The organism is Streptomyces spiramenti, assembly GCF_012034385.1.
Lineage (GTDB): Bacteria > Actinomycetota > Actinomycetes > Streptomycetales > Streptomycetaceae > Streptomyces > Streptomyces spiramenti.
The window spans coordinates 1-24595 of the sequence record NZ_JAAVJB010000060.1; the positions used below are offsets into that span (position 1 = coordinate 1).

21 protein-coding genes are annotated in these 24595 nt (G+C 72.7%); 13 read left to right on the top strand and 8 right to left on the bottom strand.

Annotation, left to right across the window (positions count from 1 at the left end; all coding sequences use genetic code 11):
* The 3 genes from HCJ92_RS10030 to HCJ92_RS10040 all read left to right on the top strand — a co-directional run.
* Nucleotides 1-1929, top strand: a 1929-nt coding sequence (locus HCJ92_RS10030; RefSeq protein ID WP_167933138.1) for a serine hydrolase domain-containing protein, incomplete at its 5' end; no start/stop codon positions are given.
* Nucleotides 1930-2081: 152 nt separating this feature from the next.
* Nucleotides 2082-3488, top strand: a complete 1407-nt coding sequence (locus HCJ92_RS10035; RefSeq protein ID WP_167933139.1) for a sensor histidine kinase — start codon at nucleotides 2082-2084, stop codon at nucleotides 3486-3488.
* A gap of 14 nt (nucleotides 3489-3502) precedes the next feature.
* On the top strand, nucleotides 3503-4159 hold the full coding sequence (locus HCJ92_RS10040) for a response regulator (protein ID WP_167933140.1): 657 nt from the start codon (nucleotides 3503-3505) through the stop codon (nucleotides 4157-4159).
* Nucleotides 4160-4196: 37 nt separating this feature from the next.
* On the opposite strand, the gene HCJ92_RS10045 is transcribed toward HCJ92_RS10040, so the two are convergent.
* Entirely contained in the window at nucleotides 4197-4862 is a 666-nt protein-coding gene (locus HCJ92_RS10045) for a DUF418 domain-containing protein (protein WP_338054107.1), read from the bottom strand.
* A 379-nt stretch (nucleotides 4863-5241) separates the two neighbouring features.
* Here HCJ92_RS10045 and HCJ92_RS10050 point away from each other — a divergent pair, with 379 nt between their 5' ends.
* The 3 genes from HCJ92_RS10050 (at nucleotide 5242) to HCJ92_RS10060 (ending at nucleotide 8564) form a co-directional block, all read left to right on the top strand.
* Entirely contained in the window at nucleotides 5242-5643 is a 402-nt protein-coding gene (locus HCJ92_RS10050) for a restriction system modified-DNA reader domain-containing protein (protein WP_167933142.1), read from the top strand.
* A gap of 73 nt (nucleotides 5644-5716) precedes the next feature.
* Nucleotides 5717-7378 (top strand): DUF262 domain-containing protein, encoded by a 1662-nt coding sequence (locus HCJ92_RS10055; protein ID WP_167933143.1) that lies wholly within the window; start codon nucleotides 5717-5719, stop codon nucleotides 7376-7378.
* A complete protein-coding gene (locus HCJ92_RS10060) occupies nucleotides 7368-8564 on the top strand; it encodes a type II toxin-antitoxin system HipA family toxin (RefSeq protein WP_167933144.1) in 1197 nt (398 codons plus the stop codon). The genes HCJ92_RS10055 and HCJ92_RS10060 overlap by 11 nt, the downstream gene beginning before the upstream one ends.
* A gap of 690 nt (nucleotides 8565-9254) precedes the next feature.
* On the opposite strand, the gene HCJ92_RS10065 is transcribed toward HCJ92_RS10060, so the two are convergent.
* Complete coding sequence (locus HCJ92_RS10065; RefSeq protein WP_167933145.1) at nucleotides 9255-9824, bottom strand: TetR/AcrR family transcriptional regulator; 570 nt, start codon at nucleotides 9822-9824, stop codon at nucleotides 9255-9257.
* A gap of 135 nt (nucleotides 9825-9959) precedes the next feature.
* On the opposite strand from HCJ92_RS10065, the gene HCJ92_RS10070 reads away from it, so the two are divergent.
* Entirely contained in the window at nucleotides 9960-10451 is a 492-nt protein-coding gene (locus HCJ92_RS10070; protein WP_167933146.1) for an FBP domain-containing protein, read from the top strand.
* 88 nt (nucleotides 10452-10539) lie between these two features.
* Here the strand turns inward: HCJ92_RS10070 and HCJ92_RS10075 are convergent, their stop codons facing one another.
* Complete coding sequence (locus tag HCJ92_RS10075; RefSeq protein ID WP_167933147.1) at nucleotides 10540-11634, bottom strand: mechanosensitive ion channel family protein; 1095 nt, start codon at nucleotides 11632-11634, stop codon at nucleotides 10540-10542.
* A 126-nt stretch (nucleotides 11635-11760) separates the two neighbouring features.
* On the opposite strand from HCJ92_RS10075, the gene HCJ92_RS10080 reads away from it, so the two are divergent.
* On the top strand, nucleotides 11761-12354 hold the full coding sequence (locus HCJ92_RS10080) for a dienelactone hydrolase family protein (protein ID WP_167933148.1): 594 nt from the start codon (nucleotides 11761-11763) through the stop codon (nucleotides 12352-12354).
* A gap of 200 nt (nucleotides 12355-12554) precedes the next feature.
* On the opposite strand, the gene HCJ92_RS10085 is transcribed toward HCJ92_RS10080, so the two are convergent.
* From HCJ92_RS10085 to HCJ92_RS10100, 4 genes are all read right to left on the bottom strand, one after another.
* The gene (locus HCJ92_RS10085) at nucleotides 12555-13280 is read right to left on the bottom strand and encodes a DUF5710 domain-containing protein (RefSeq protein ID WP_167933149.1); all 726 of its coding nucleotides are present in this window, start codon (nucleotides 13278-13280) and stop codon (nucleotides 12555-12557) included.
* Between the two features lie 140 nt (nucleotides 13281-13420).
* Nucleotides 13421-14266, bottom strand: a complete 846-nt coding sequence (locus HCJ92_RS10090) for an endo alpha-1,4 polygalactosaminidase (protein ID WP_167933150.1) — start codon at nucleotides 14264-14266, stop codon at nucleotides 13421-13423.
* A 154-nt stretch (nucleotides 14267-14420) separates the two neighbouring features.
* On the bottom strand, nucleotides 14421-15389 hold the full coding sequence (locus HCJ92_RS10095) for a thioredoxin domain-containing protein (protein WP_167933151.1): 969 nt from the start codon (nucleotides 15387-15389) through the stop codon (nucleotides 14421-14423).
* A 119-nt stretch (nucleotides 15390-15508) separates the two neighbouring features.
* A complete protein-coding gene (locus HCJ92_RS10100; protein ID WP_167933156.1) occupies nucleotides 15509-16174 on the bottom strand; it encodes a hypothetical protein in 666 nt (221 codons plus the stop codon).
* Nucleotides 16175-16488: 314 nt separating this feature from the next.
* Between HCJ92_RS10100 and dnaE the strand changes: the two genes are divergently transcribed.
* The gene (gene dnaE, locus HCJ92_RS10105; RefSeq protein ID WP_167933157.1) at nucleotides 16489-20031 is read left to right on the top strand and encodes a DNA polymerase III subunit alpha; all 3543 of its coding nucleotides are present in this window, start codon (nucleotides 16489-16491) and stop codon (nucleotides 20029-20031) included.
* Between the two features lie 190 nt (nucleotides 20032-20221).
* Here dnaE and HCJ92_RS10110 read toward each other — a convergent pair whose 3' ends face one another.
* On the bottom strand, nucleotides 20222-20380 hold the full coding sequence (locus HCJ92_RS10110; protein ID WP_167933152.1) for a hypothetical protein: 159 nt from the start codon (nucleotides 20378-20380) through the stop codon (nucleotides 20222-20224).
* Between the two features lie 195 nt (nucleotides 20381-20575).
* Here HCJ92_RS10110 and HCJ92_RS10115 point away from each other — a divergent pair, with 195 nt between their 5' ends.
* The 4 genes from HCJ92_RS10115 to HCJ92_RS10130 all read left to right on the top strand — a co-directional run bounded on the left by HCJ92_RS10115 (nucleotide 20576) and on the right by HCJ92_RS10130 (nucleotide 24462).
* On the top strand, nucleotides 20576-21766 hold the full coding sequence (locus HCJ92_RS10115) for an NYN domain-containing protein (RefSeq protein ID WP_167933153.1): 1191 nt from the start codon (nucleotides 20576-20578) through the stop codon (nucleotides 21764-21766).
* Nucleotides 21767-21889: 123 nt separating this feature from the next.
* Nucleotides 21890-22912 carry an ABC transporter ATP-binding protein gene (locus tag HCJ92_RS10120; protein WP_167933158.1) on the top strand — a complete coding sequence of 341 codons (1023 nt, stop codon included), beginning with the start codon at nucleotides 21890-21892 and terminating at the stop codon, nucleotides 22910-22912.
* The gene (locus tag HCJ92_RS10125; protein WP_167933154.1) at nucleotides 22909-23715 is read left to right on the top strand and encodes an ABC transporter permease; all 807 of its coding nucleotides are present in this window, start codon (nucleotides 22909-22911) and stop codon (nucleotides 23713-23715) included. Before HCJ92_RS10120 ends, HCJ92_RS10125 begins: the two co-directional genes overlap by 4 nt.
* A gap of 111 nt (nucleotides 23716-23826) precedes the next feature.
* Complete coding sequence (locus tag HCJ92_RS10130; protein ID WP_167933155.1) at nucleotides 23827-24462, top strand: ABC transporter permease; 636 nt, start codon at nucleotides 23827-23829, stop codon at nucleotides 24460-24462.
* Nucleotides 24463-24595: the final 133 nt, after the last annotated feature.

Consider the following 24595-nt stretch of genomic DNA (forward strand, 5'->3'; position numbering starts at 1 on the left):
GCGGTCACCGTCGGCGGCTGCGCCGCCGGCGCGCCGGACACGGTGGACCCCGCGCCGCGGGCCCAGGCGCCGGCGGCTGCCGAGCTGACCGAGGCGGACGTCACCGCCTGGCTCGACGGGGTGCTCCCGGTCGCGCTGGAGAACACCGCGATCCCCGGTGCCACGGTCAGCGTCGTCCACGACGGCGAGCTGCTCACCGCGCGCGGCTACGGCTGGGCCGACACCGGCGTCGACGGCGACCGCACCGCTGTCGACGCCGAGGAGACGCTGTTCCGCGTCGGGTCCGTCTCCAAGTTGTTCACCGCCACGGCCGTCATGCAGCTGGTCGAGGCGGGCGAGGTGGACCTCGACACCCCGGTCGAGGAGTACGTCGACTTCGCGGTCCCCGACTCCTTCGACACCCGGGTGACGGTGCGCCACCTGCTGACCCACACGCCGGGGTTCGAGGAACGAGTCGCCGGCATGATCGAGATGGACGGGGACTCGCCCGACCTACGGGAACACCTCGCCACCGACCCGCCGGAACAGGTCTACGAACCCGGAACCGTCCCCGCCTACTCCAACTACGGCAGCGCCCTCGCCGGCCACGTCGTCGAGCGGGTCAGCGGTGTCCCCTTCGACGACTACGTCGCCGAGCACATCCTCGCCCCGCTGGGGATGGACTCCTCCACGTTCACCCAGCCGCTCCCCGAGGAGCTGCGGGACCGCATGGCCGCCGGCTACACCAGCACCGACGCCGACGAGTCCGCGCCGTTCGAGGTCGTGGCGGCCGCCCCCGCCGGCGCGCTGACCGCCTCCGCCACTGACATGGGCCGGTTCATGCTCGCCCATCTCGGCGAACTCGACGGCGAGGCAGCCCTGCTGGCGGACGGCACCCGGGAGCTGATGCACGCCCCCGGGCTCGACCACGACGCCCTCGGCGCCCTAGCGGACGGACCGCGCATGGCCCTCGGCTTCTTCGAGGAGGACCGCAACGGCCACCGCGTCCTCGGCCACGGCGGCGACACCAACTTCTTCCACTCCCACCTGCAGATCTACCCCGACCACGGCACCGGCGTCTTCGTCTCCGTCAACGGCGGTGGCGCCGACGACCTCGACAGCCTGCGGCTCCGGGAGTCGCTCCTCGCGGGGTTCGCGGACCGCTACTACCCGGCGGACGACGCCGCGGACGAACCGGCCGGTACCGCGACCGCCGTCGAGCACGCCGCGATCGCGGAGGGCACTTACAGCTCCTCACGCGCCATGCACTCCACCTTCCTGGCAGTGCTCGGCCCCCTCGGCGACCAGACCCGGATCGTCGCCCGTGACGACGGCACCATCCTGGTGACGCCCGGCCCGGAGACCATGACCCCCGCCGTCTACGAGGAGGTCGCACCGTGGGTGTGGCGCGAGGTCGGCGGCCGGCGGACGCTCACCATGCGGGTCGAGGACGACCGCGTCACCGCCATCGGCTACGCCTCCGCCTTCGCGCTGCTGCCCGTCGACGGTGTCCGCGACGCGGGCTTCACCCTGCCCCTGGTCGTCGGCTCCGTCGTGCTGCTGCTGGGGGCGGCCCTCTCCTGGCCCGTCGCCCCGCTGGTCCGCCGCCGCCTGGGGCTGGGCACCCGTGACCGCGCCGGGAGCGTCGCCCGCGTCCTCACCCGGGTCGGGGCCGGTCTCGCCCTGGTGGCGCTGGCCGGCTGGTTCACCGCGCTGAACGCGGTCATGCAGTTCGCCGCGGTGCCCGCGGCTCTGCTCGCGCTGCTGCTCGCCGCGCAGTGGGCCGGAGTGCTCGCCGTCGTCGCCGCCGGAGTCGTCCTCTTCGACGACATCCGCCGCGGCTCGGGGTGGAAGCGGGTCCTGGCGAGCGCGCTGGTGCTCCTCGGTCTGGTCGGCGTCGCCGTCTTCGCCGGACTCTTCGGCCTGCTCTCCTTCGACCTCACCTACTGACCGACCGGCCGGGAGGCGACGCGAGCCTGCCGGTACCGCCTCTCCGACGCACCGCCCCTCCGACGCACCGGCGGGCCGCCGAACGGCGGCCCGCCGGTACTGTCCGGTGCGGCACGCACCGCAGCACACCACCGTCAGGAGTCGACAGCGCCATGACCGACAGAGCCTCCCGTGAGAGGAGCCCGGCCGACGCACTCCCCACACCCGGCGCCCGTGCCGCGCGGCAGACGGCAGTCATGGACCCGCTGCTCGACCGGATCGGCCTGCGGACGCCCGTCGCCCGCGACGCCGCACTGGCGGCGGTGCTCGCCATCGCGGCGGCCGGGCTGCTGTGGGCATCGCTCACGGTGATGGGGATCATCGACGGGGTGCGGCTGCCGACCGGCAGCGCCGTGGCGCTGACGCTCGTCGTCTGCCTCCAGCCCCTGCCGCTGTGCCTGCGCCGCCGCCACCCGACCGGGGTGCTGCTCGCCGTCGCCGCCGCGCAGCTCGCCGTCTACGCGTTCTTCCCCGCCACCGTGGCCTTCCAGGGGCTGGCCACTTTCGTCGCCGGCTACACCTGCGGGCTGCTGCTGTCCACCCGGGCGCTGGTGCGACTACTGGTCGTGGTGAGCGTCGCCACCGCGCTCATGAGCGGCGTCGTCGCCGGTGCGCTCTTCGACCCCGAGCCGCTGCCCGGCTCCGACGCGGCACGGGTACTGGTCGAGGCGGACCCCGCCGTCCACCTGGTGATCCTCACCGGGCTGCTGTCATCGCTGGGCGCCTACGCCGTCCCCGCGCTCCTCGGCGTCCACGTGGCGACGCGCCGCGACTACATCGAGCTGGTGCGGCTCCGGGCCGACGAGGCGGTCCGCGTGCAGCGCGAACGCGCCGACAACGCGGTCCGCGCCGAACGCACCAGCATGGCCAGGGAACTCCACGACATCGCCGCGCACCACCTTTCCGGCATGGTCGTCCAGGCGGGAGCCGCGGAGCGGCTCATCGGCCGTGACGACCAGGCCGCCCGCGAGGCGACCTCCTGGGTCCGCAACCAGGGCAAGGAAACGCTGGAGAGCCTGCGCATGGTGGTGCGCGCGCTGCGGGAGCCGGGTCCTGACGGACCAGGGGCCGACGGCACCTTCGACGGTGCGCCCGTCCCCGGTGTCGCCGCGCTGGACCGGCTGGTCGCAGCCGAACGCCGACTCGGCGCGGCCGTCGAGCTGACGCACGAGGGCGAGCCCCGGGCGCTGCCGCCGGTCGCCGACATCACCGTCTACCGTGTCGCTCAGGAAGCACTCACCAACGCCCGGGACCACGCGCCCGGCGCGCCGGTGCGTATCGTGCTGCGCCACGGCTCCTCGCGGGTGCTGCTGGAGGTCGTCAACGACCCGCCGGAAGCACCGCGGGAGGCGGCGGGGCGCGGCGCCCCACGCGGACACGGCCTGCTCGGGATGCGCGAACGCGCCCAGCTGGTGGACGGACGGCTGGAGGCCGGACCGGCCGGACCGGGCGGCTGGCGGGTGCGGCTGGAGATCCCGCTCGCGGTGGAGACCGGCCGGAGGACACAGGGAGAGCGGTGAGGGAGGGGCGTGGCGTGATCAGGGTGCTGCTCGTGGACGACCAGTCCATGGTGCGAGCCGGTTTCCGGGTCATCCTCGGCACGGCCGAGGACATCGAGGTGGTCGGCGACTGCGGGGACGGCCGCAGCGCGGTGGAACTGGCCGAGCGGCTCCGGCCGGACGTGGTCTGCATGGACGTGCGGATGCCCGGCGGCGACGGCCTGACGGCGACCCGCGAGATCCTCTCCCGCCTCGCCGACGACCCGCCGCACGTCCTCATCGTCACCACCTTCGACCTGGACGACTACGTGTTCGGAGCGCTGGAGGCCGGGGCCGCCGGCTTCGTGCTGAAGGACACCGACCCGGACGACCTGATCGACGCCGTGCGCCGGGTCGCGGCGGGACACGGCCTGGTCGACCGGACGGTGACCCGCCGCGTCATCACGGAGTTCGCCCGCCGCACCCCGCCACCGCAGCCGGAGGACGACCCCGCCGCGCTGCTCACCGGGCGGGAGACGGAGATCGTCCGCCTGCTGGCGCGCGGCATGTCCAACGCCGAGATCGGACGGGAGCTGTTCATCGAGACCACCACCGTCAAGTCTCACCTCGGCCGCGCCATGACCAAGATCGGCGCCCGCGACCGGGTCCAGACCGTCGTCTGGGCCTACCGCACCGGCATCGCCCGCCCCTGACACCCCGCCCGCGACCGGCGCGGCCCGCCCGCGCCGGTCACCGCCGCAGGGCGGCGCGTTGCAGGGCTTCCAGGGGGCCGTGGCGGAAGCGGCGGGTCCAGACGGAGGCGGCGGTGAGCAGGACGGCACTGACTGCCGCCCACAGCCCCATCACCCACCACGGCCCGGAGTCCGGCCCCATTCGGGCGGCGAGGCCGGCACCGATGCCGTAGGCGAGCAGGACGCACAGCACGTTCTGGAGCACGTAGCAGGTGAGCGCCGTCCGGCCGACCGACGCGACGGCCGTGGTGGCGACGGTGGCGACCCGCCCCGGGCGGCGGATGCGGTCCACGAGCGCCCCGACGAGACCGATGTACCCCAGTGCGACGAGCGGGGCCGCGACGTAGCGGTTGAGGAGGAACCCGCCCTCCCCGGCGAAGGCGAACAACACCGTCAGCGGAAGACCGACCCCCAGCCCCCACCGGAGCATCCGGCCCCGCAGGCGGCGCCCGGTCGCGTCCGGGCCGAACGCCACCTGCTCGCCGTAGCCGTCCGCCGCGTAGAGCGCCACGACGGACGGCGCGACCTGCCGCTGCCCCTCCCGGGCGGGTCCTGCCACGAGGAGCGGGGCGGAGCCCGCAGCTATCAGCGTGAGATGGCCGCCCGCCGCCCACCACAGCCAGCGCCGCTGCGCCCGCTCGCTGCGGGTCAGCAGCCACGCCACCAGGAGCGCGGTGACCGCGTGCCCCTGAGCAACTGATGGGCGGCACGACCGTCCGGGCGGGCACGCACTGACCCGCACCGGTTTGGTTGGAGAGGAACGAGGCGCTGCTGCTCGGTTCCGACAGCACCGATCCCGGCGCCGACCTGGGTCTTGAAGCCGGGCGCACGATAACCGGGGGCACGGCGTCGGGGGACTGAAGAAGGAGTGCCGGCCCAGAACCGGATGCGAACGGCCCGGAGTCACAGCGTGCGTTGAAGGGCGTCCCTGACCCGACGGGCACCCTCGACCCGGGCAAGCTGTTCTGAGGCGCCGGTTCGGCTGACTCAAGTTTTTACTGTACATTTTCGACTGTCACATTGAGACAGGGAGAGTGAGAGTCGTGAGTCGGACAATCCGGGTCGACGATGACGTCTTCGTCGAACTGCAGAGCATGGCGGAGCCGTTCGTCGACACGCCCAACAGCACCTTGCGGAAGCTACTCGGACTGCCGTCGTCCGAGACCCCCACGTCCGGTCCCGCTGGGACGTCGCAGCGCGACCAGAGCCTGACCCCCCTGCTTGCCGACGGTCGGCTCGGCGCCGGCCAACGGCTCGTGTGGAAGCGGCGCAACCTCAAGCAGGAACACCACGCCGTGGTGCTGAGCACCGGCGAACTGCGGCTCGATGACGGTAGCGTCCACAGCACACCGTCCGGCGCCGCGAGCATGATCGCCGGGAACCAGCAGAACGGCTGGAGGGCGTGGACGACAGAGGACGGCGTGCCGTTGAAGGACCTGCGATGACACACGTGACACCGGCCCGAAGGCTCCACCCCGCGGCCGTCACAGCCACCCCGGACACCTCCGGAAGCGCGCCATGGCCGGAGTGACCCAGCCCAAGGTCAGCCGCGTCGCGCCCCCGCAGCTGGTGGACTGGGCACGGGAGGGGCGGATCCGGATCCCGCCGTTCCAGCGGCCCTACCGCTGGGAAGCCTCCGATGCCGAGCGGCTGTTCGACAGCATTCTGCGCGGCTATCCGATCGGCAATCTGCTGATGTGGCGCAAGCCCGCGCCGGCCGCCGAGGTCTCGATCGGGGAGACCAGCTTCGACGCTCCCGAGCAGCCCGCCGCCCTGTGGGTGGTGGACGGGCAGCAGCGCCTCACCACCCTCGTGGGCGCGCTCACCGGTTCCGAGGAGACGGTCGACCGCCGGTTCCGGATCTTCTACGACCTGCGGGAGGAGAAGTTCCTCTCCTCGCCTCACTCACACCGGCCAAGGGAGCACTGGCTCCCCGTCTGGGTGGCCGCCGACAACCGGCGGCTCCTCGCTTGGCAACGGGCGCGCCCCTGGCTCTCCGACCACGAGTTCGAGCTGTGCGACGCGGTGACCACCGCGATCCGCACCTACGAGATCCCCATGTACGAGATCGAGGGCGACGACGAGAAGGCCCTCCGGGAGATCTTCGACCGGATGAACACCTTCGGCAAGGCACTGAAGCGGGCCGAGATCTTCCAGGCACTCCATTCGGCACCGCTGGACGTCCAGCCGTCGGACCTGGACACGCTGCGGGTGCGGGCCGCGGGCTTCCGCTTCGGCGACTTCTCCCAGCAGGTGCTGATGCAGAGCGTCATGGCCGTCAGAGGCGGCAAGGTCGACCGCGACTTCCGGCAGGAGTTCCGCGACGACGCGGACCGGCAGGACGCGTTCGCACGGACGGAGAAGGCGCTCCGCGTCGTGGTGGACTTCCTCCGCACCGAGGCCGGTATCCCCCACCTGCGGCTTCTCCCCTACGCGCTCTTCACGCCGGTCCTGACGCGCTTCGTGGCACTGTTCGGCAGACCCGACGAACGCAGCGCGGAGTTGCTGCGGCGCTGGATCTGGCGCGGTGCGGTGGTCGGGGCCGCCCCCCAGGGGAACACCGTCGCCCTGCGGCGCAACGCGACGGCGGTCGCCGACGATCCAGTGGCCAGCGCAGGCCGGCTACTCGCGCTCCTCCCACCGGGCGGGGAGAGCTGGCGACCGGATCTGACGCAGACCGCGCTGAACCGCGCACAGGGACGGATCAACGTCCTCGGGCTGCTCTCGGCCCGCCCCGTTCTGCTCACCGACCTCGATCAGGCCGACGGCGACCACTATCCCCGAGGGACGCGGGTGGACCAGCCGGAGCTGCTGCAGACGATGCTCGACGGCCACGAACGTCCACTGCGCGAGATCATGCCCGGAGGCGGGCGGGGGCTGGCGAACCGGATCGCGCACCCCGTCGGCACTGAATCGGTCGGCTCCCTGCTGCTGGGCGGCGGGAACGAATCCGGGGCCGACGAATCCGGGGCCGCCTCCCACTGCGTGGACGACACGGCCCTCGCACTGCTGGCTCGCGGCGACCACGAGCGCTTTCTGAAGCGCAGGGAGATCGCGCTGACCCAGCTGATCTCCGGTCACGTCCAGCGGATGGCGCTCTGGGGCTTCGCCGACGGACCGGAGATCGAGGCGTGGTTCGACCAGCCCGACGACATCTGGGGAGATCACGATGCAGCGTGACATCACCGCCTCGGTCTTCCTCGGGGACCGGCACATCGGCGTGCTCGGGTACCACGACGGAAACACCTGGTTCGAGTACACGGACCTGGCGCCGGACCACCCGGTGCTGGGCCAGGGCTTCGAGCGGAACCCCCGGAAGCGCCGGACGGCGAGCGGCAGCGTACCGGAGTGGTTCGCCAACCTCCTGCCGGAGACCGGCAGCGGGTTGCGACACCTCGTCGCCACCGAACTCGGCAAGAAGCGGGTACACGACTTCGTGCTCCTGTGCCACCTCGGCGAGGACCTGCCGGGGGCCGTGCGGGTGGTACCGGACGCGCCTCTCGACGGCCTTCCCGACCACGAGCCCTCCGACAGCTGCGCGCACGACCATCCCCTGCGGTTCTCGCTGGCCGGGGTCCAGCCGAAGTTCTCGATGCGGTACGAGGGGAAGGCCCTGGTGCTGCCGACCACCGGACAACAGGGCGACTGGATCGTCAAGTTGCCCGACCAGCGGTTCCCGTCCGTCCCGGCCAACGAGTTCGCCATGCTCGGCTGGGCCGGTCTCGCCGGTATCGATGTCCCGGACACCAGGCTGGTGCCGGCCGCCGACGTCCGGAATCTGCCCGACGGGCTGGTCGAGCCGGGCCAGCACGTCCTGGCAGTGCGGCGCTTCGACCGGACCGCTGCGGGCTCGGTCCACCAGGAGGACTTCGCGCAGGTTCGCGAGGTCGCCAGCGAGGCGAAGTACGACAGGGCGACCTACGAGGGCATCGGCAGAGTGGTCGCCTCGGTCTGCCCTTCGCCGGACGCTGTCGAGTACGTCCGCCGCCTCGTTGCGGCCGTGGCGATGGGAAACGCCGACGCACACCTCAAGAACTGGACCCTGCGCTACCCGGACGGCAGACAGGCGAAGCTGTCCCCGGCCTACGACCTGGTCTGCGTCACCGCCTATCCCGGCGCCGACCACAAACTCGCCTTCCCCCTGGGCGGGACCGACAAGAGCCACGTGGTCCGGGCCGAGCACTTCCGCCATCTCGCCGCCGCACTCGGGATGTCCCAGGAGGCCGTCGCCGACACCGTCCGGGAGACGGTCCACGCTCTGCGTGCCTCCTGGCCGGAGGTCGAACGGGAGTCACCCGTACCGGAATTCGTCGCGGCTGAGATCAACGAGCGCCTGGCCGCACTGCCACTGCTCCAGGAGGGTTGACCCTCTGTCCCGGCCACGAGGTACGTGAAGATCCCGGTGCGACCAGGTGGCCGGGTTGGGCGAGCGAGCAGGAGAACCCGCCGGGGGACGGATGTGTCAGCGGTGACACGCCGGTTGGGCTGTCGGGGGAGCAACTGCGGGCGGCGGTTGGTGCGTTGAACACGGTGATCGACACGCACCTCCGCGCGCTGCGCCCGGCGGAGCCCGCCCAGCGGCGGCTGTGCGCGGGGTGCCGCTGCCGGTGCCGGTCGGGCTGCGGGGGTGCGGAGTGAGGTGCGGCGGCGTCCGCGGTCTCCGGGGTGAGCTGGTGGTGTGCTGTCCGGACGCGCACGGGGAGTGGTATCTCGGCGGGCACTGGGCGGAGGGTCCGGAGGGTGCGCTGCTGTGGATGGTCGACCGGGCCGAGCGCCTGGCCGACGCCCTCGACCCCGTTCCCTGCGGCCGGCCGTTCCCGCCCGCGGTCCTGGAGTCCGCCGGCGAGGGGCACGACCCGGCTGCGGTGTGCCGGGACTGGGCGGCGGACGCCGGGTACCAGCGGGTGCAGGCGCGGGCCCTGTGGGGTGGTCGGCCCGTGAGCGTCAACAGCCGTGGCCCGGACGTGGTCATCGTGCGCGGTGGGGGCGACGGGGGTGGGGTCGAGGTGCTGTACTCCCTCTCCTGCCGGCCCGTCGTTGTGCCGTCGCCGGCCGCTCAGCCGATGCTGCCGGAGCGCAGCAGTGCGTCGAGGCGGTCGAGCGTCCACTGCCAGCTGGCGTCCGAGTCCACCGGGGTGTGGGAGAACCCGGTCGCGGCCTCCAGGCTGATGTAGCCGTGGAAGACGCTGCCGAGCAGGCGCACCGCGTGGGTCTGGTCGGGTTCGGCGATGTCGTAGCCGCGCAGGACGGCGCGCGCCAGCTGGGAGTGCCGGACGCCCGCGCTCGCCACGGCGGTCTCGTGGTCGAGCGGCAGCCGCGCGGCCTCGTACCGGCCGGGATGCTCGCGGGCGTAGTCGCGGTAGGCGCCGGCGAAGGCGGCGAGGGCGTCGCGGCCGGAGCGGCCGGCCAGCGCCTCCGCCACGCGGTCCGCCATCTCGCGCAGCGCGAGGAGTGCGACCCCGGTCCGCAGGTCGTCGGTGCCGCCGATGTGCGAGTAGAGACTGGCCGCCTTGACGTCGAACCGGCGGGCCACGGCGGAGGCGGTCACCTGGGCGAGGCCGGCTTCGTCCGCCAACTCCGCCGCTGCGGCGACCAGCCGTTGTGGGGTGAGTCCGGCGCGTGCCATCGGGGGCTCCCTGGTGTGGGGTGGGGTGGAGTTCGAGTGTCCGGTGCGGCGTCGGGTGCGGTGTCTGCGGGCCGGATGCCGCCTGATAAGTATAAGCATTTGCCTAAAGCCTGTAGGAAACCTACCGTGGACGTCATGAGACCCATGACCGACCGCGAGATCCGGAGCGCGTTCGTCAACTGCTCCAAGGGGGCGGCCAAGCGCATCCCCGTCCCCCGTGACCTGGACGACCGCCCCTGGGACGACCTCGACTTCCTGGGCTGGCGCGACGCCGGCGCCCCCGACCGCGCCTACCTCGTCACCCGTGACGAGGACCGGGCTCGGGGGATCGTCCTGCGCAGCGCCCCGCCCGCCGCCTGGCAGGTTCGGCGGAGCATGTGCTCGGTCTGCCTCACGGCCCCGAGCGCGGGCGTCTCCCTGATGGTGGCGCCGCGTGCCGGCCGCGCGGGTCAGGACGGGAACTCGGTCGGCACCTACCTCTGCGCCGACCTCAACTGCTCGCTGTACATCCGCGGGCTCAAGGACGCCGGGCCGAGCGCCCGGCTGCCCGAGGTCATCACCGTCGAGGAGCGGATCGCCCGGACCGTCACCAACCTGGAGTCGTTCCTCGCCCGCGTCCACCGCTGAGGAGTCCGTCACGCAGCGCGGGGCGTCCGGGACGGCCGATGGCGCCCACCCGTCGCAGGACGGGTGGGCGCCATCGGTGTACGGCGGCTCAGACGCCCGCGGTCGTGCCCGCCTGCCCGCCGGCGGTCGGGCCGGGTGTCGCCGAGGGCGGCAGTGCGGCGGGCGAGGTCGGCACCCGCGGCAGTGCGTACGGGTGGTTCTCCCGCAGCCAGGTGATCATCTCCTCGCGGACCGCGCAGCGCAGCGTCCACACGTCGTCGGAGTTCTGCGCCGACATCGACGCCCGGACCTCGATCGTGGTCGGGGTGGTGTCGGTGATCAGCAGTCCCCAGGTCCGGCCGTCCCAGTCGGCGCGGCCCAGCAGGAACTCGTGGAGGTGGGACCGCATCTCGGCGATGGGCGCCGAGTGGTCCAGGTGCATGAAGACCGTGCCGGTTATCTCGTGCCCGCCCTTGGACCAGTTCTCGTACGGCTGGTTGTTGAAGTACGACACCGGCATGGTCAACCGCCGGTCGTCCCAGATCCGGATGGTGAGGAACGCCAGCGAGATCTCCTCCACCGTGCCCCACTCGCCCTCGACCACGACCGTGTCGCCGATCTTGACGGAGTCACCGAAGGCGATCTGGAGCCCGGCGAACAGGTTCCCCAGCATCGACTGCGCCGCCACACCGGCGATGATGCCGATCACACCGGCGGAGGCCAGCAGCGACGTCCCCAGGGCCCGCAGCGCGGGGAAGACCAACATGATCGCCACGGCCGCCGCGACCATCGCCAGCACCGTCGTGACGATCCGGCGCAGCATCGTCAGCTGGGTGCGGAACTGCCGCACCCGGGCGACGTCGTCGGTGCGCGCGGCGTAGTCGGCGAGGACGTTCTCCGCGATCGCACCCGCCACCCGTATCGCGAGCCACGCTGCCGAGGCGATGGTCACCGTCGCGAGGACGCTGAGGATCACCCGGCCCTGCGGGCCCCGCACCTGCGCGAGGTCGTACGTCAGTTGCAGCGCGCCGGAGCCCATGAGCACCTGGAGCGGCAACTGGCAGCGCCGCAACAGCTCGGGCAGCCGGTTCTGGGGTCTCCGCGTGGTCGCGGCGTGCAGCGCCCGGTCGATGAGCCAGCCGATGACGAGTGTCGCGGCGATGGTGCCCCCGAGCACCAGCACCGGTCGCATCACGTCCTCCATGGTGTGTACCTACCTCCGTCCGGACCGTCGTCGGTCCTGTGGCGTGCCTGGCGCGCGTCAGCCGCAAGGCTAACTGGCAGGATGGGCCGACCGACCGGAACCGAGATCCCCGGAGACCTCCCCGTCATGGCAGACATCGTCCTCGTCCACTCCGCCCTCGGCCTGCGCCCGGCCGTCACCGAGGCGGCCGAGCGGCTGCGTGCGGCCGGTCACCGGGTGGAGGTCCCCGACCTGTTCGAGGGACGTATCTCACAGACGGTGGAGGAAGGGCGGGAGGTCGCGGACGGGGTCGGGCACGAGGAGCTGCTGCGCCGTGTGGTCGCCACCTCCGCCCGGCTCGCCGAGGGCAGCCCCACCGACGCGCCCGGGCCCGTCTACGCGGGCTTCTCCCTCGGCGCCGCCCTCGCGCAGACCGTCGCCATGAACGACACCCGCGCCCGCGGTGTCCTGCTGCTCCACGGAACGGCCGACATCGCCGAGGGCGCCGCCGTCGACGACCTCCCGGTCCAACTGCACGTCGCCGACCCGGACCCGTTCGAGCCGCATGACTGGCTCTCGACCTGGTACCTCAACATGCGGCGCAGCGGCGCGGACGTCGAGGTCTACCGCTACCAGGGCGCCGGGCACCTCTTCACCGACGCGGACCTTCCCGACCACGACGCGGAGGCGGCGGAGCGCACCTGGCGGCTCGCCCTGGCGTTCCTCGACGAGCTGGACTGACCCGCCCTGCTGCGGTTGCGGCTGCCGACGCCGCGGCGTCGGCCGGGCATCGCTACGGTGCCGGAGCCGCCGGCCCCAGGAGCAACCGAAGCTCTGGAGCGGACGGCGGCGTCACGCGGCCGGTGTGAGCTCCAGCCGTGCTCCCCGGGCGTGAGGCACCAGCCGCACGCCCCGGGAGCCGGCGTCGCGCCCGTCCGGGGTCAGCCCGGCCCGCGACGTCGCTGGCGGGGTATGCGATCCAGGGACTCCCGGGCCGCCGACGCCCGGTCCTGAGCCTCCGGCGGCGGCGCGAGGGTGATCCCCGCGTCCGTCAGGATGCTGAGGTCCAGGGTCCAACTCACCCGCGAGCGGGCCTGCCAGGTGTCGAAGGCCGCGGCTATGTGACGGTCCGCGCCGGCCTCGCTCATCCCGGTCACCCGCATCAGGTGCGCCCGTGCCTCCGCCGCCCGGCCCTTGACCTGCGCCAGGCCGAAGTGTGTCGCCGTGTGGCAGTCGGTGCACAGGCAGATCAACCGACGGAGCGTTTGGACCCGGCGCGCTTCGTCGTAGCTCCACCGCTCGTGGGCCTCCAGCCAACGCCGGGCCGTGCGGTCCTGACCCGCCCCGCACGCCTCGCAGCGCTGCCCCGCCCGCGCGTAGATCATCCGCCGCAGCCGGTCCCAGTCGCGCTCCGCGACGCACGACCGGACGTTGGTGAACCAGCAGCTGCTGGGCACCAGATCCACGAAGAGCCCGTCGCCCAGCGACCGGTCCTCACCGGGCAGCAGCTCCGGGACCTCCGCCCCCGCGGCCCAGCGGAGCAGTGCCTCCATCCCCGGCCGCGGCGCGTACCACCGCCGCGCCGCCGGGTCCCACCGCGCGCCCGCCGCCTTCGCCATGTCCTTCTCCGCGAACGGCACATCGAGCCATAACCGCTCCACCGCCATGCGTCCCCCTTGTGTCGACACCGTCGAGTGATGCGCCACCCTAGAGGCCGCGACCGACAGCCGAAGAAACGGGTCGACGGGCACGCGTCCGCCGACGGCGCTGCCGCCGCCCCGGAGCCGGGGCGGCGGCAGCGCCGGACTCAGTCCCCGGCGGTGGCGGGGCAGTTCTCGCGCACGTAGCCGTCGCGGCCCACCGGCAGCACCATCAGGTCACGCTTGACCACCGACAGCCTGTCGCCCCACCCCGAGCAAGTGGTGTCGAAACCGCCGTCGGTGTACTCCACCACCAGCACGCGGTCGTCGTAGGCGGAGGCGTACCCCTCGCACTCGTTCCACTGGCCGCAGTTCTCCGCGACGACGAAGTCGAACCCGGCCTCGTCGCGCCGGTCGACCAGCTCCACCGCGTTCTTCTGCGCCACGGCCAGGCCCAGCTCGTGGCCGCGGCCGGTCAGCTCGGCGGCCATGGCCACCGCGTCGTCCTCGGAGATGTACTCGTCGAACCGGTAGAAGGTGTCGTAGTTGTCCGGCTCGACTGCCTGGAAGCCCTTGTCCGCGCAGTCGGCCATCCACTCGCCGACCACGTCGGCGATCCGTCCGCGCTTGTCCTCGGTGCGGATGTCGAGGACCGCCTCGCCCCAGGCGCCGTCGTAGACGACCTCGCCGTCGGCGTCCCGCAGCAGCAGGTCGGCCTCCCAGTCGTCCTCCGCGTTGGGCTGCGACTGGAACGCGTTGACGTAGCAGATGCTGTACAGGTCGTCGGCGGGGGCGGCGGTGTGGTCGCGCACGACCACCTCGACGTCGGCGTCGGGCTCGTAGGCACCGCCGATCTGGTAGTCCCAGCCGGTCGCGCGCGGCGGCAGCTGCGGCTCGGCCGCGCTCGCCTCACTGCCGGGGAGCAGGGCGAGGCCCGCCCCCGCCGCGCTGACGGCTATCGCCGCCGTCACGGCGAGGAGAGGGGTGCGACGACTCTTGCGGTGCTCTGACACGGTTCCTCCGAGAATCAGTGGGGGTGTGGGGTGTGGGGGGTTGTGGGGCGTGGGGTGGGCGCGTGGGGGCCGGTCGAACCGGTCCCCACGCACGCCGCGGGCGGCGGGCACGACGGCCCACCGCCCGCGGCGCGGCGTGAGGAGTACGGCACGGTCAGTCCTGCGACTCGCCGTCCTCGGTCTCTTCCGCGTCCGCGTCCGTATCGGCGTCGGCGTCCGCGTCGGCGTCCGGGTTCTCGTCGGCGGAGTCCCCGCCGGCGCTGTTGCCACGGCCCTCGGCGGCGGAGGTCTCCAGGGCGGCCTGCAGCGCCTCGGGGGTCTCCGGGGTGGTGATGGTCTCGCCGTCGACCATGATCGTCGGGGTCGACTCGACGCCGGAGTTGGCGAACTTGTCCGCCATGTTCGCCGCCCAGACCGCGAAGGTCGAGTTCCGGATGTCGGACTCGAACTGCTCGAACTCGCCGTCCAGCTCCTCGACCGAGCGGCCGATGTCGACCAGCTTGTCGTCCTCGTCGAAGTCGCGCATGCCGTTGGCGCTGGTGTGGAACTCGGTGGAGTACAGCGCGTCGACGTAGCCGAGGAACGCCTCGTCGCTGACGTTCAGCGCGGCGCCCATCGCGGCGATGGCGTTCTTGGAGCCGTCACCGCCGGCCTGCGGGTTGTCGTCGAAGAAGGCACCGAAGGTGAAGTCGCCGTTGTACTCGCCCGCGGCGATCGAGGACTTGATGTCCTCGCCCATGCGCTGCTCGAAGGCGGCGCAACCACCGCAGCGCGGCTCCTCGTAGAAGGAGACGGTGTGCGGGGCGTTCTCGTCGCCGACCAGAACGGTCAGGCCGTCGTCCCCGGAGGCGTTGGCGGGCGCGTCCTCGGCGTACGACTCGTCGCCCTCCTCCGGCTCACCGGCGATCTGCCGCTCCACGGCGGCCCAGTCGGTGGCGCTGCCGCCGCCGCCCATGTTGGCGATGGCCATACCGGCGAAGCCGGCGACCGCCAGCACACCGATCGCCACGGCGCCGACGATCAGCTGCCGGCGGGTCTTCTCCTTGCGGGCGTCCTTCTCCCGCTCGGCGCGCAGCCGCTCACGGGCGGCGCGCTTGGCTTCCTGCGTGTTGCGCTTACTCATGCTCGTTGGTCTCCGTCTGAATCCGTCGAATACGTGGGGGGGCGCCGCCAGGCGTCACGCGGGGGTGCGGCGCGGGCGGCGGTGGCCGTGGGACGACGGCCCGGAGTACGACCGGGACGTCAGGCCGCGAGGACGACCGCCGACGGCGGACCGCGTCGCAGGACGGAGTGGCTGAGCAGGGGAGCGGGTGCCGGACGCCTGGGCGCCGGCGCGGGCCGCGGCACCGCGGTCTCGGGCCGTCGCCCGACGGTGCGGACCGCGGTCACCAGCCGCAGCGGACGGAAACCGGCCGTCGCCGCCGCGCGCAGCACGCGGGCCAGGGCCCGCTCGCCGCCGCGCAGCCAGCCGGCCGCGACCAACCCCACGCACAGGTGCGCCCCCAGCAGCAGCCAGGGCGCCGCCGGGTCGACCGCCGTCTCGCTGCCGCTCAGCAGCCGGGCCAGCGGGGTACCGAGGTCCCCGCCCGCGCAGATCAGGTCGACACCGATCAGCCGCACCGGCAGGGTCGGGGGAGCGGCGCTGTAACAGGCGGCCTGCCCCGTCGTGAAGACCGCGTCGGCGGCCAACTGGGCGGGGAGGAGGAGCGCCGCGATGTGCCGGAACCGGCGCTCGCGCGCCGCCAGCAGGAAGGCGATCACGAAGACCGCCGCGCTGACCGCGGCGACCGCGGGGAACGGCAGCGGCTTCCCGGTGAACATCACGTGGGCACCGGCGGACAGCGTGACGCACAGCGCGGTGAAGACCGCGGCGCGTACCGCGCGTGTACCTGCTCCGGAGAAGCCCATCGAGGGTGAGTCTGCCACGTCGCGGCCGGAGCGCACAGTCCGCCGTCGTGACCCTGCGCACTTCTGCCGCCGCTGACCTCGCTCTTTACCCTTGGCGCGGTCCTGACCTGCGGGGACGCGTCACCGGTACGAGTGCGGGGCGGCACCGGATCCGGGGCCGGCGGCGGTAGGGTCGAGGGATCAGGCCCGGGGTTCCGTCCGCCGTCACGGCCGACAGGGCGCGCGCCCACGCGCCCGGCCCGCACACGCACCGCCGCGCGCGCTCCGCCGGCCCCGGTACCCGGTACCTCGTCGGTGATCGTCGGAAGGTTTCCCTGGTGAGCGATCCGTTCACACATCTGCACGTCCACACCCAGTACTCGCTGCTGGACGGTGCCGCGCGGTTGAAGGACATGTTCAACGCCTGTCAGGAGATGGGCATGAGCCACATCGCCATGACGGACCACGGCAACCTGCACGGTGCCTACGACTTCTTCCACAAGGCCAAGGACGCCGGCATCACCCCGATCGTGGGGATCGAGGCGTACCTGGCCCCGGAGTCGCGCCGCTACACCCGCCCGGTGAAGTGGGGGGCGCCGCACCAGAAGGGCGACGACGTCGCCGGCGCCGGCGCCTACACCCACATGACGATGTGGGCGCGGAACCGCGAGGGCCTCCACAACCTGTTCCGTGCGCAGTCGCGGGCGTCGCTGGAGGGCTTCTTCCGCAAGCCGCGCATGGACCGTGAGCTGCTGGCGGAGTACTCCGACGGGCTGATGGCCACCACCGGCTGCCCCTCCGGGGAGGTCTCCACCCGCATCCGGCTGGGGCAGATGGACGAGGCCGTCAAGGCCGCCGGCGAGTACCAGGACATCTTCGGCCGCGAGAACTTCTTCGTCGAACTGATGGACCACAACATCGACATCGACCGGCGCGCCCGCGCCGGTCTGGAGGAGATCGCGCGCAAGATCGGCGCGCCGTTCGTGGTCACCAACGACTCGCACTACACCTACGAGCACGAGTCGGCCGCCCACGACACCCTGCTGTGCATTCAGACCGGGTCCAACCTCTCCGACCCGAACCGCTTCAGCTTCGACGGTTCCGGCTACTACCTGAAGTCGGCCGCCGAGATGTACGCGATCGACAACTCGGACGCCTGGCAGGAGGGCTGCCGCAACAGCCACCTGCTGATCGCCGAGCGCGTCGACACCGAGGGCATGTTCAAGCCCCGGAACCTGATGCCGCGGTTCGACGTGCCCGAGGGGTACGACGAGGTCTCCTGGTTCCAGGAGGAGGTCAAGCGCGGGATGGAGCGCCGGTTCCCGAACGGCGTCCCGGAGGACCGCCAGCGGCTGGCCGCCTACGAGATGGGCGTCATCATCGAGATGGGGTTCCCCGGCTACTTCCTCGTGGTCGCCGACTTCATCATGTGGGCGAAGGACGCGGGCATCGCGGTGGGCCCCGGCCGCGGTTCCGCGGCGGGTTCGATCGTCTCCTACGCCATGGGCATCACCGACCTCGACCCGATCGAGCACGGGCTGATCTTCGAGCGGTTCCTCAACCCCGAGCGCGTCTCCATGCCCGATGTCGACATCGACTTCGACGAGCGTCGGCGCGGCGAGGTCATCCGGTACGTCACCGAGAAGTACGGCGCCGACAAGGTCGCCATGATCGGCACCTACGGCACCATCAAGGCGAAGAACGCCATCAAGGACTCCGCGCGGGTGCTGGGCTACCCGTACGCGGTCGGGGACCGCATCACCAAGGCGATGCCCGCCGACGTCCTGGGCAAGGGCCTCCCGCTGTCGGGCATCACCGACAAGACCCACCCCCGGTACTCCGAGGCCGGTGAGATCCGGTCGATGTACGAGAACGAGGCGGACGTCACCAAGGTCATCGACGCCGCGCGCGGCATCGAGGGACTGGTGCGGCAGATGGGCGTGCACGCCGCCGGCGTCATCATGTCCAGCGAGGCGCTGATCGACCACGTCCCGGTGTTCTCACCGAAGAACGACGGCGTGGTCGTCACCCAGTGGGACTACCCCAGCTGCGAGTCGCTGGGCCTGCTGAAGATGGACTTCCTCGGCCTGCGCAACCTGACGATCATGGACGACGCCGTCAAGGCGATCGAGAAGAACAAGGGCGTGAAGATCACGCTCCTCGACGTCCCGCTCGACGACCCCAACACGTACGAACTGCTCCAGCGCGGCGACACCCTGGGCGTCTTCCAGTTCGACGGCGGCCCCATGCGCTCGCTGCTCCGGATGATGAAGCCCGACAACTTCGAGGACATCTCCGCCGTCTCGGCCCTGTACCGGCCCGGCCCGATGGGCATGAACTCGCACATCAACTACGCGCTGCGCAAGAACGGCCAGCAGGAAGTCACCCCGATCCACCCCGAGCTGGAGGAGCCGCTCAAGGAGGTCCTGGACATCACCCACGGCCTCATCGTCTACCAGGAGCAGGTCCAGAAGGCCGCACAGGTGCTGGCGGGCTACTCCCTCGGCCAGGCCGACCTGCTGCGCCGCGCCATGGGTAAAAAGAAGCCCGAGGTGCTGGAGAAGGAGTTCGTCAACTTCCAGCGGGGAGCCCACGAGAAGGGCTACTCCGACGAGGCGATCAAGGCCGTCTGGGACGTGCTGGTGCCCTTCGCCGGCTACGCGTTCAACAAGGCGCACTCCTCCGCGTACGGCCTGATCACCTACTGGACCGCCTACCTGAAGGCGAACTACCCGGCCGAGTACATGTCGGGTCTGCTGACCTCGGTCCGCGACGACAAGGACAAGTCCGCGGTCTACCTCAACGAGTGCCGCAAGATGGGCATCAAGGTGCTCCCGCCGGACGTGAACGAGTCCGACTCCAACTTCACGCCGCGCGGCGACGACATCATCGTCTTCGGGCTCACCGCTGTCCGCAACGTCGGCGCCAACGTGGTGGAGTCGATCATCCGCAGCCGGAAGGCGAAGGGGAAGTTCTCCTCCTTCCCCGACTACCTCGACAAGGTCGAGGCGGTGGTCTGCAACAAGCGGACCACCGAGTCGCTGATCAAGGCGGGCGCCTTCGACGAGATGGGCCACACCCGCAAGGGCCTCACCGCGCACTTCGAGACCATGATCGACAACGTGGTGCAGGTCAAGCGCAAGGAGGCCGAGGGGCAGTTCGACCTCTTCGGCGCCATGGGCGGGGACGAGGCCGACGACGGCCCCGGCTTCGGGATGGACGTCGAGTTCACCGACGAGGAGTGGGAGAAGACCTACCTCCTCGCCCAGGAGCGGGAGATGCTCGGTCTCTACGTCTCCGACCACCCGCTCTTCGGCCTGGAGCACGTGCTCCGGGAGAAGGCCGACGTCGCGATCGCCCAGCTGACCGCCGGGGAGCACTCCGACGGTTCGGTCGTGACGGTCGGCGGCATCATCTCCGGCCTCCAGCGGAAGATGACCAAGCAGGGCAACGCCTGGGCCATCGCCACCGTGGAGGACCTCGCCGGCACCATCGACTGCATGTTCTTCCCTGCCAGCTACCAACTGGTCTCCACCCAGCTGGTCGAGGACGCGGTGGTCTTCGTCAAGGGACGCCTCGACAAGCGGGAGGACGTGCCGCGGATCGTCGCGATGGAGCTGGCGGTGCCCGACCTCTCCGAGGCGTCGGCCAACGCGCCGGTCACGCTGACCATTCCGACGGTGAAGATCACCCCGCCGCTCGTGCAGCAGCTGGGCGAGGTGCTCGGCCAGCACCGCGGCGGGACCGAGGTGCGGGTGCGGCTCCAGGGCCACCGCGACACCACGGTGCTCCGGCTCGACCGGCACCGGGTGGACCCGGGGCCGGCGCTCTTCGGGGACCTCAAGGCGCTGCTCGGCCCGTCCTGCCTGGCGGGCTGACCGGCCGCCCCGCGCGCCGCCGGCCGCACCCGCGGACGTCAGCGCATGTCACCGCGGACGCCACCGCCGCCCGGCTGTACCGCCGGGCGGCGGTGGCGCTGTCGTGGGGTGCCGGCCGGCCCGGTGACCGCCGGGCGTCGTGGCCCTCGCGACGTGGTTCCGTGCGGCTCCGATCCGCCGCGGAGCCGGGTCAGTTGTGACCGAAGCGGCGCTGCCGCTTCTTCGACGAGCCGTGGTGCTCGCCCATCGTTCCGCCCTCGGGCGTGGTCGTCTCCCGCTGCTCCGCGGTCACCGCCGCGCTGCGCTCGGCCGCGGGGTGTCGGCGGTCCTTGCTCTTGCTCCTGGCCATCGGGTTCGCCTCCTGTGAGGTCCCATGCACCCCCGGTACGACTCCGGGGGACCCAGCCTTACATGCCGCCATCAACCTCGCATTTCGGGCAGGTCGCGCATTCGCCACGCCGAAGATCGAGTTGGGACTGATAAGCGGCGCACCGTCGGGCAGACTCAGGGAAACACCCGATGAAGACCTTGGAAGGGGTGCGCCATGGACCGTTGTGTCGTTCTGGTCGACGCCGGCTACCTGCTGGGCGCAGCCGCCAGCCTCCTGGCCGGTGACCCCGCCCGGGCCCGAATCGCCGTCGACCACAACGCGTTGATCTCGGCCCTGCGTGAGCGCGCCCGCGACGAGACCGGCTGTGAACTCCTGCGCATCTACTGGTTCGACGGGGCCCCCGACCGTGTACCGCAGCCCGAGCACCGCCGGTTGCGCGTCATGCCGCGCGTCACTGTGCGGCTGGGCGCGCTGACCCGAAGTGACGGCAGGTGGGCGCAGAAGGGCGTCGACGCCGCGATGCACGCCGAACTCACCGAGCTCGCCCGCAACCGGGCCTGCGCCGACATCGTGCTGGTCACCGGCGACGGCGACCTGCTGCCCGGTCTCGTCTCCGCCAAGGAGCACGGCGTCGCGGTCCACCTCTGGGCCGTCCAGGCCGCCGACGGCGACTACAACCAGTCCGAGGACCTCGTCGCGGAGGCCGACGAGCGCCGCGTCCTCGACCGCGCCTGGATCACCCGCGCGGTACGCCTGCGCGACGCACCCGGCCTCACCCCCACCACCCCTCGGCCCGAGATCGCGGCGATCCTCTCCGCCCCGCTGCCCGAACCGGCCGCGGAGCAGACGGGAGAGGCCGACGGTGGCGGTCCGGCCACCCCGGACCCGGAGGAGCCGGAGAAGGAGGCGGTCTGCGACGAGGACCACCAGCGCAGCGGCGTCCCCACCCCCAAGGACCTCGCCTCCCTCGGCCGTCCTCCGGCGCAGCCCGCCTCCGCTGTGGTCCGGTGGTCGTCCGACCGCGGCCTGGTCGAACGGGGGAGCGGCGAGACGCCGGAGGTCTCCGGCCTGCCGATGCTCTCCCAGCTCACCTCCGCCGAGCAGCGCTGGGCGGACCGCGAGGAGGACATCACCGCCGTCAGCGGCGACCCCACGGAGGTCGGGCAGGTCTTCGCGCGCCGGTGGGCCGACCGGCTCGGCGCGACCGGCCCGCTGCGCACCATCGCCGCCGTCTACCCCCGTATCCCGCACCGCATCGACGGCGAGCTGCTGCGCTACGCCGCCCGGTTCGGGCTGCTGACGCACAAGGACGACCAGATCGACGAGAAGGACCGCTACGACATCCGCGGGGGCTTCTGGCGCGAGATCGACTCGCGCACCAAGGCGGGCTCCGACTCGCACTGACGCCGTGTCGCCGCAGCTCACGCGGGGCGGCCCGGTGAGCGGGGAGGCCCCGTGGCCCGAGAGGCGGAGGGCGCCGCGTACCCTGGGCGGGTGTCCCCCTTTCCTGCACAGACCGGTGTGAACATGGTCGAGGCCGGGTGCCCGCCCGACGACGGAGCGGCCGGACCGGTCACCGCACTGGCGGTGCGCGGCCTGACGAAGACCTATCCCGGCCGCCGCGCACGGGGACGCTCCCGGGACCAGCCCGCCGTACGGGCCAGCGACGGCATCGCGCTCGACGTCCACCGGGGTGAGATCTTCGGGCTGCTCGGCCCCAACGGCGCGGGCAAGACGACCCTGGTGCGCCAACTCACCGGCCTGCTCCGCCCCGACGAGGGCAGCGTCTCCCTGCTCGGGCACGACCTCGTGCGGTATCCGCGCCGCGCGCCCCGGCTGCTCGCCTACCTCGGCCAGGACGCCACGGCCATCGACGAACTGACCGTCTCCCTCGCCGCGGAGACCGCCGGCAGGCTGCGCGGTCTGGAGGCGGGCGACGCCCGCCGGGCCGCCCGCGAGACCCTGGACGAGCTCGGGCTCGGCGAACTCGCCGCACGTCCGCTCAAGCGGCTCTCCGGCGGCGAGCGCCGCCTCGCGGCGGTGGCCGCCACCCTGACCGGCGAGCGTCCGGTCCTCGTCCTCGACGAGCCCACCAGCGGGATGGACCCGGTCGCCCGCCGGGCCGTGTGGTCCGCGATCGACCGGCGGCGCGCCGAACAGGGCGCCACCGTCGTGCTGGTCACCCACAACGTGATCGAGGCGGAGACGGTCCTGGACCGCGTCGCCGTCCTCGACGGCGGCCGGGTCATCGCCTGCGACACCCCGGGCGGCCTGAAGTCCCTGGTCGGCGACGAGGTCCGGTTGGACCTGGTGTGGCGCGAACAGCCGCCCACCGCCGACCCCGCGCTGGCCCGGCTGCGTGAGGACGCCCGCGTCTCGGGCCGGCGCTGGACGCTGCGCCTGACACCCGAACGCGCCCGCGCGGTGGTCACCACCGTGACCGCCGGGCCCGCCTTCGGATCGCTCGACGACTTCACCCTGGCCACCCCCAGCCTGGAGGACGTCTACCTCGCGCTCGGCGGCCGGGGCGAGGGGCTGGTCAAGGCATGACCGCCACCCTCCCCGCGCCCGCCCGGCCGGGGCCGAACACCCCCGCACCGCTCGCCCCGCAGGCCCGGCTCTGGCCCTCGCTGGCCGCGGTCTACCGCTCGCAGCTCTCCCGGGCCCGGGTCGCTCGCATCCCCCTGCTCTTCGTCGCCACCTTCCAGTCCATCGGCATCATGATCCTGATGCGGGGTGTGGTGGACGCCGGCCCCGGGGACGAGGCGCGTGCCGTCGTCGCGGGGTCCAGCGTGCTGGTGGTCGCGTTCGTCGCGCTGAACCTGCTGGCCCAGTACTTCGGCCGGCTGCGCGCCGAGGGCGGACTCGACTTCTACGCCACGCTGCCGGTGCCCGGCGCCGCGGTCGCCCTGGGCACCGCCGCCGCCTACGCCTCGTTCACCGTGCCGGGCGTCGTCGTCACGGCGGTCGCCGGCTGCCTGATGTACGACCTGCCGCTGAGCGGGCTGTGGCTGCTGGTCGCCGTCGTCCCGCTGGCGGGGGCGGCCCTGGCCGGGCTCGGTGCCGCGGTCGGGCTGCTGGCGCCCCGCGCCGAGCTGGCGACGCTCTGCGGGCAGCTCGGCATGTCGGCCGCGCTGCTGCTCGGGGTGCTGCCCGCCTCCCGGATGCCCGAGCCGATCACCTGGCTGCGGGACCTGCTGCCCTCCACCTACGGCGTCGAGGCGCTGGCGCAGGTGCTCGGCCCCGGTGCCGACTGGGGATCGGTCGCCGCCAACCTCGCGGTCTGCGCCGTCGCGGGGGCGCTCGCCCTCGCGCTGGCGACCTGGGCCTACCGTCGGGCCGCCGGCCGCTGAGCCGCGGCAGCGCCCGGCGACGGCCCCGCGCGGGCCGCCCGGCGAACCCCCAATGCCCCGAACAGACGTACCAGACTCCGAACTGGTGCACCCGGCTGGCAGGATGGCCGGGTGAACCAACCGCAGCCCGCGCCGGGCGACCCGGGTCCCGACCCGGGCCGGCCCGCCCACGACCCCTGGACCGCACAGACCCCGGAGGCCTGCCCGCCCGCGCGCGGTCCCGGTCCCGGCGCCGAACTGCGGGCCGCCCTGCTCGCCCTCGTCGCCGGCGCACTCCTCGGCGGTGCCGCGGTGGGGTTGCTCTGGTACTGGCTGGCCCCCAGCATCGAGCTGGTCTCCAACGGTGAGGCGCTCTTCCCCCGCAACAGCGAGGGTGAGGGCGCGGTCGCCGCGGACGGCACCTTCCTGCTGGCGGGCGTCGGGGTCGGCGTGGTCCTCGGGGTGCTCGCCTTCCTGCTGTGCCGGCGCGGCGGGGTCCCGCTGGTGCTCGGTCTGGCCCTCGGCTCCGCGCTGGGCGCGGTCCTGGCCTGGCGGCTCGGCATCCTCCTGGAGCCGCCGCGTTCGGAGATCATCGAACGCGGCAGGGAACTGGAGCCCGGCGGGGTGATCGACGCGCCGCGCGAGCTGACCGGGATGACGGCGCTGCTGGGACTGCCGTTCGGAGCGCTGGCAGCCCACGCGGCGTGCTTCGCGGCCTGGGGACCGCGCGACCCCCAGCCACGGCTCAAGGCACACGCCCGCCCCTGAACCGCCCTTCCCGGCGCCGACGGAGCAGCCGCCGCGAGCCACCCGGCCCGGGTGCCGCTCCGTCCCCTCCGCCGCGGCGTCGTTCACCCGGGCGGGCGACCCCGCCCGGCGCCGCGACCGCCCGACGGGCGCG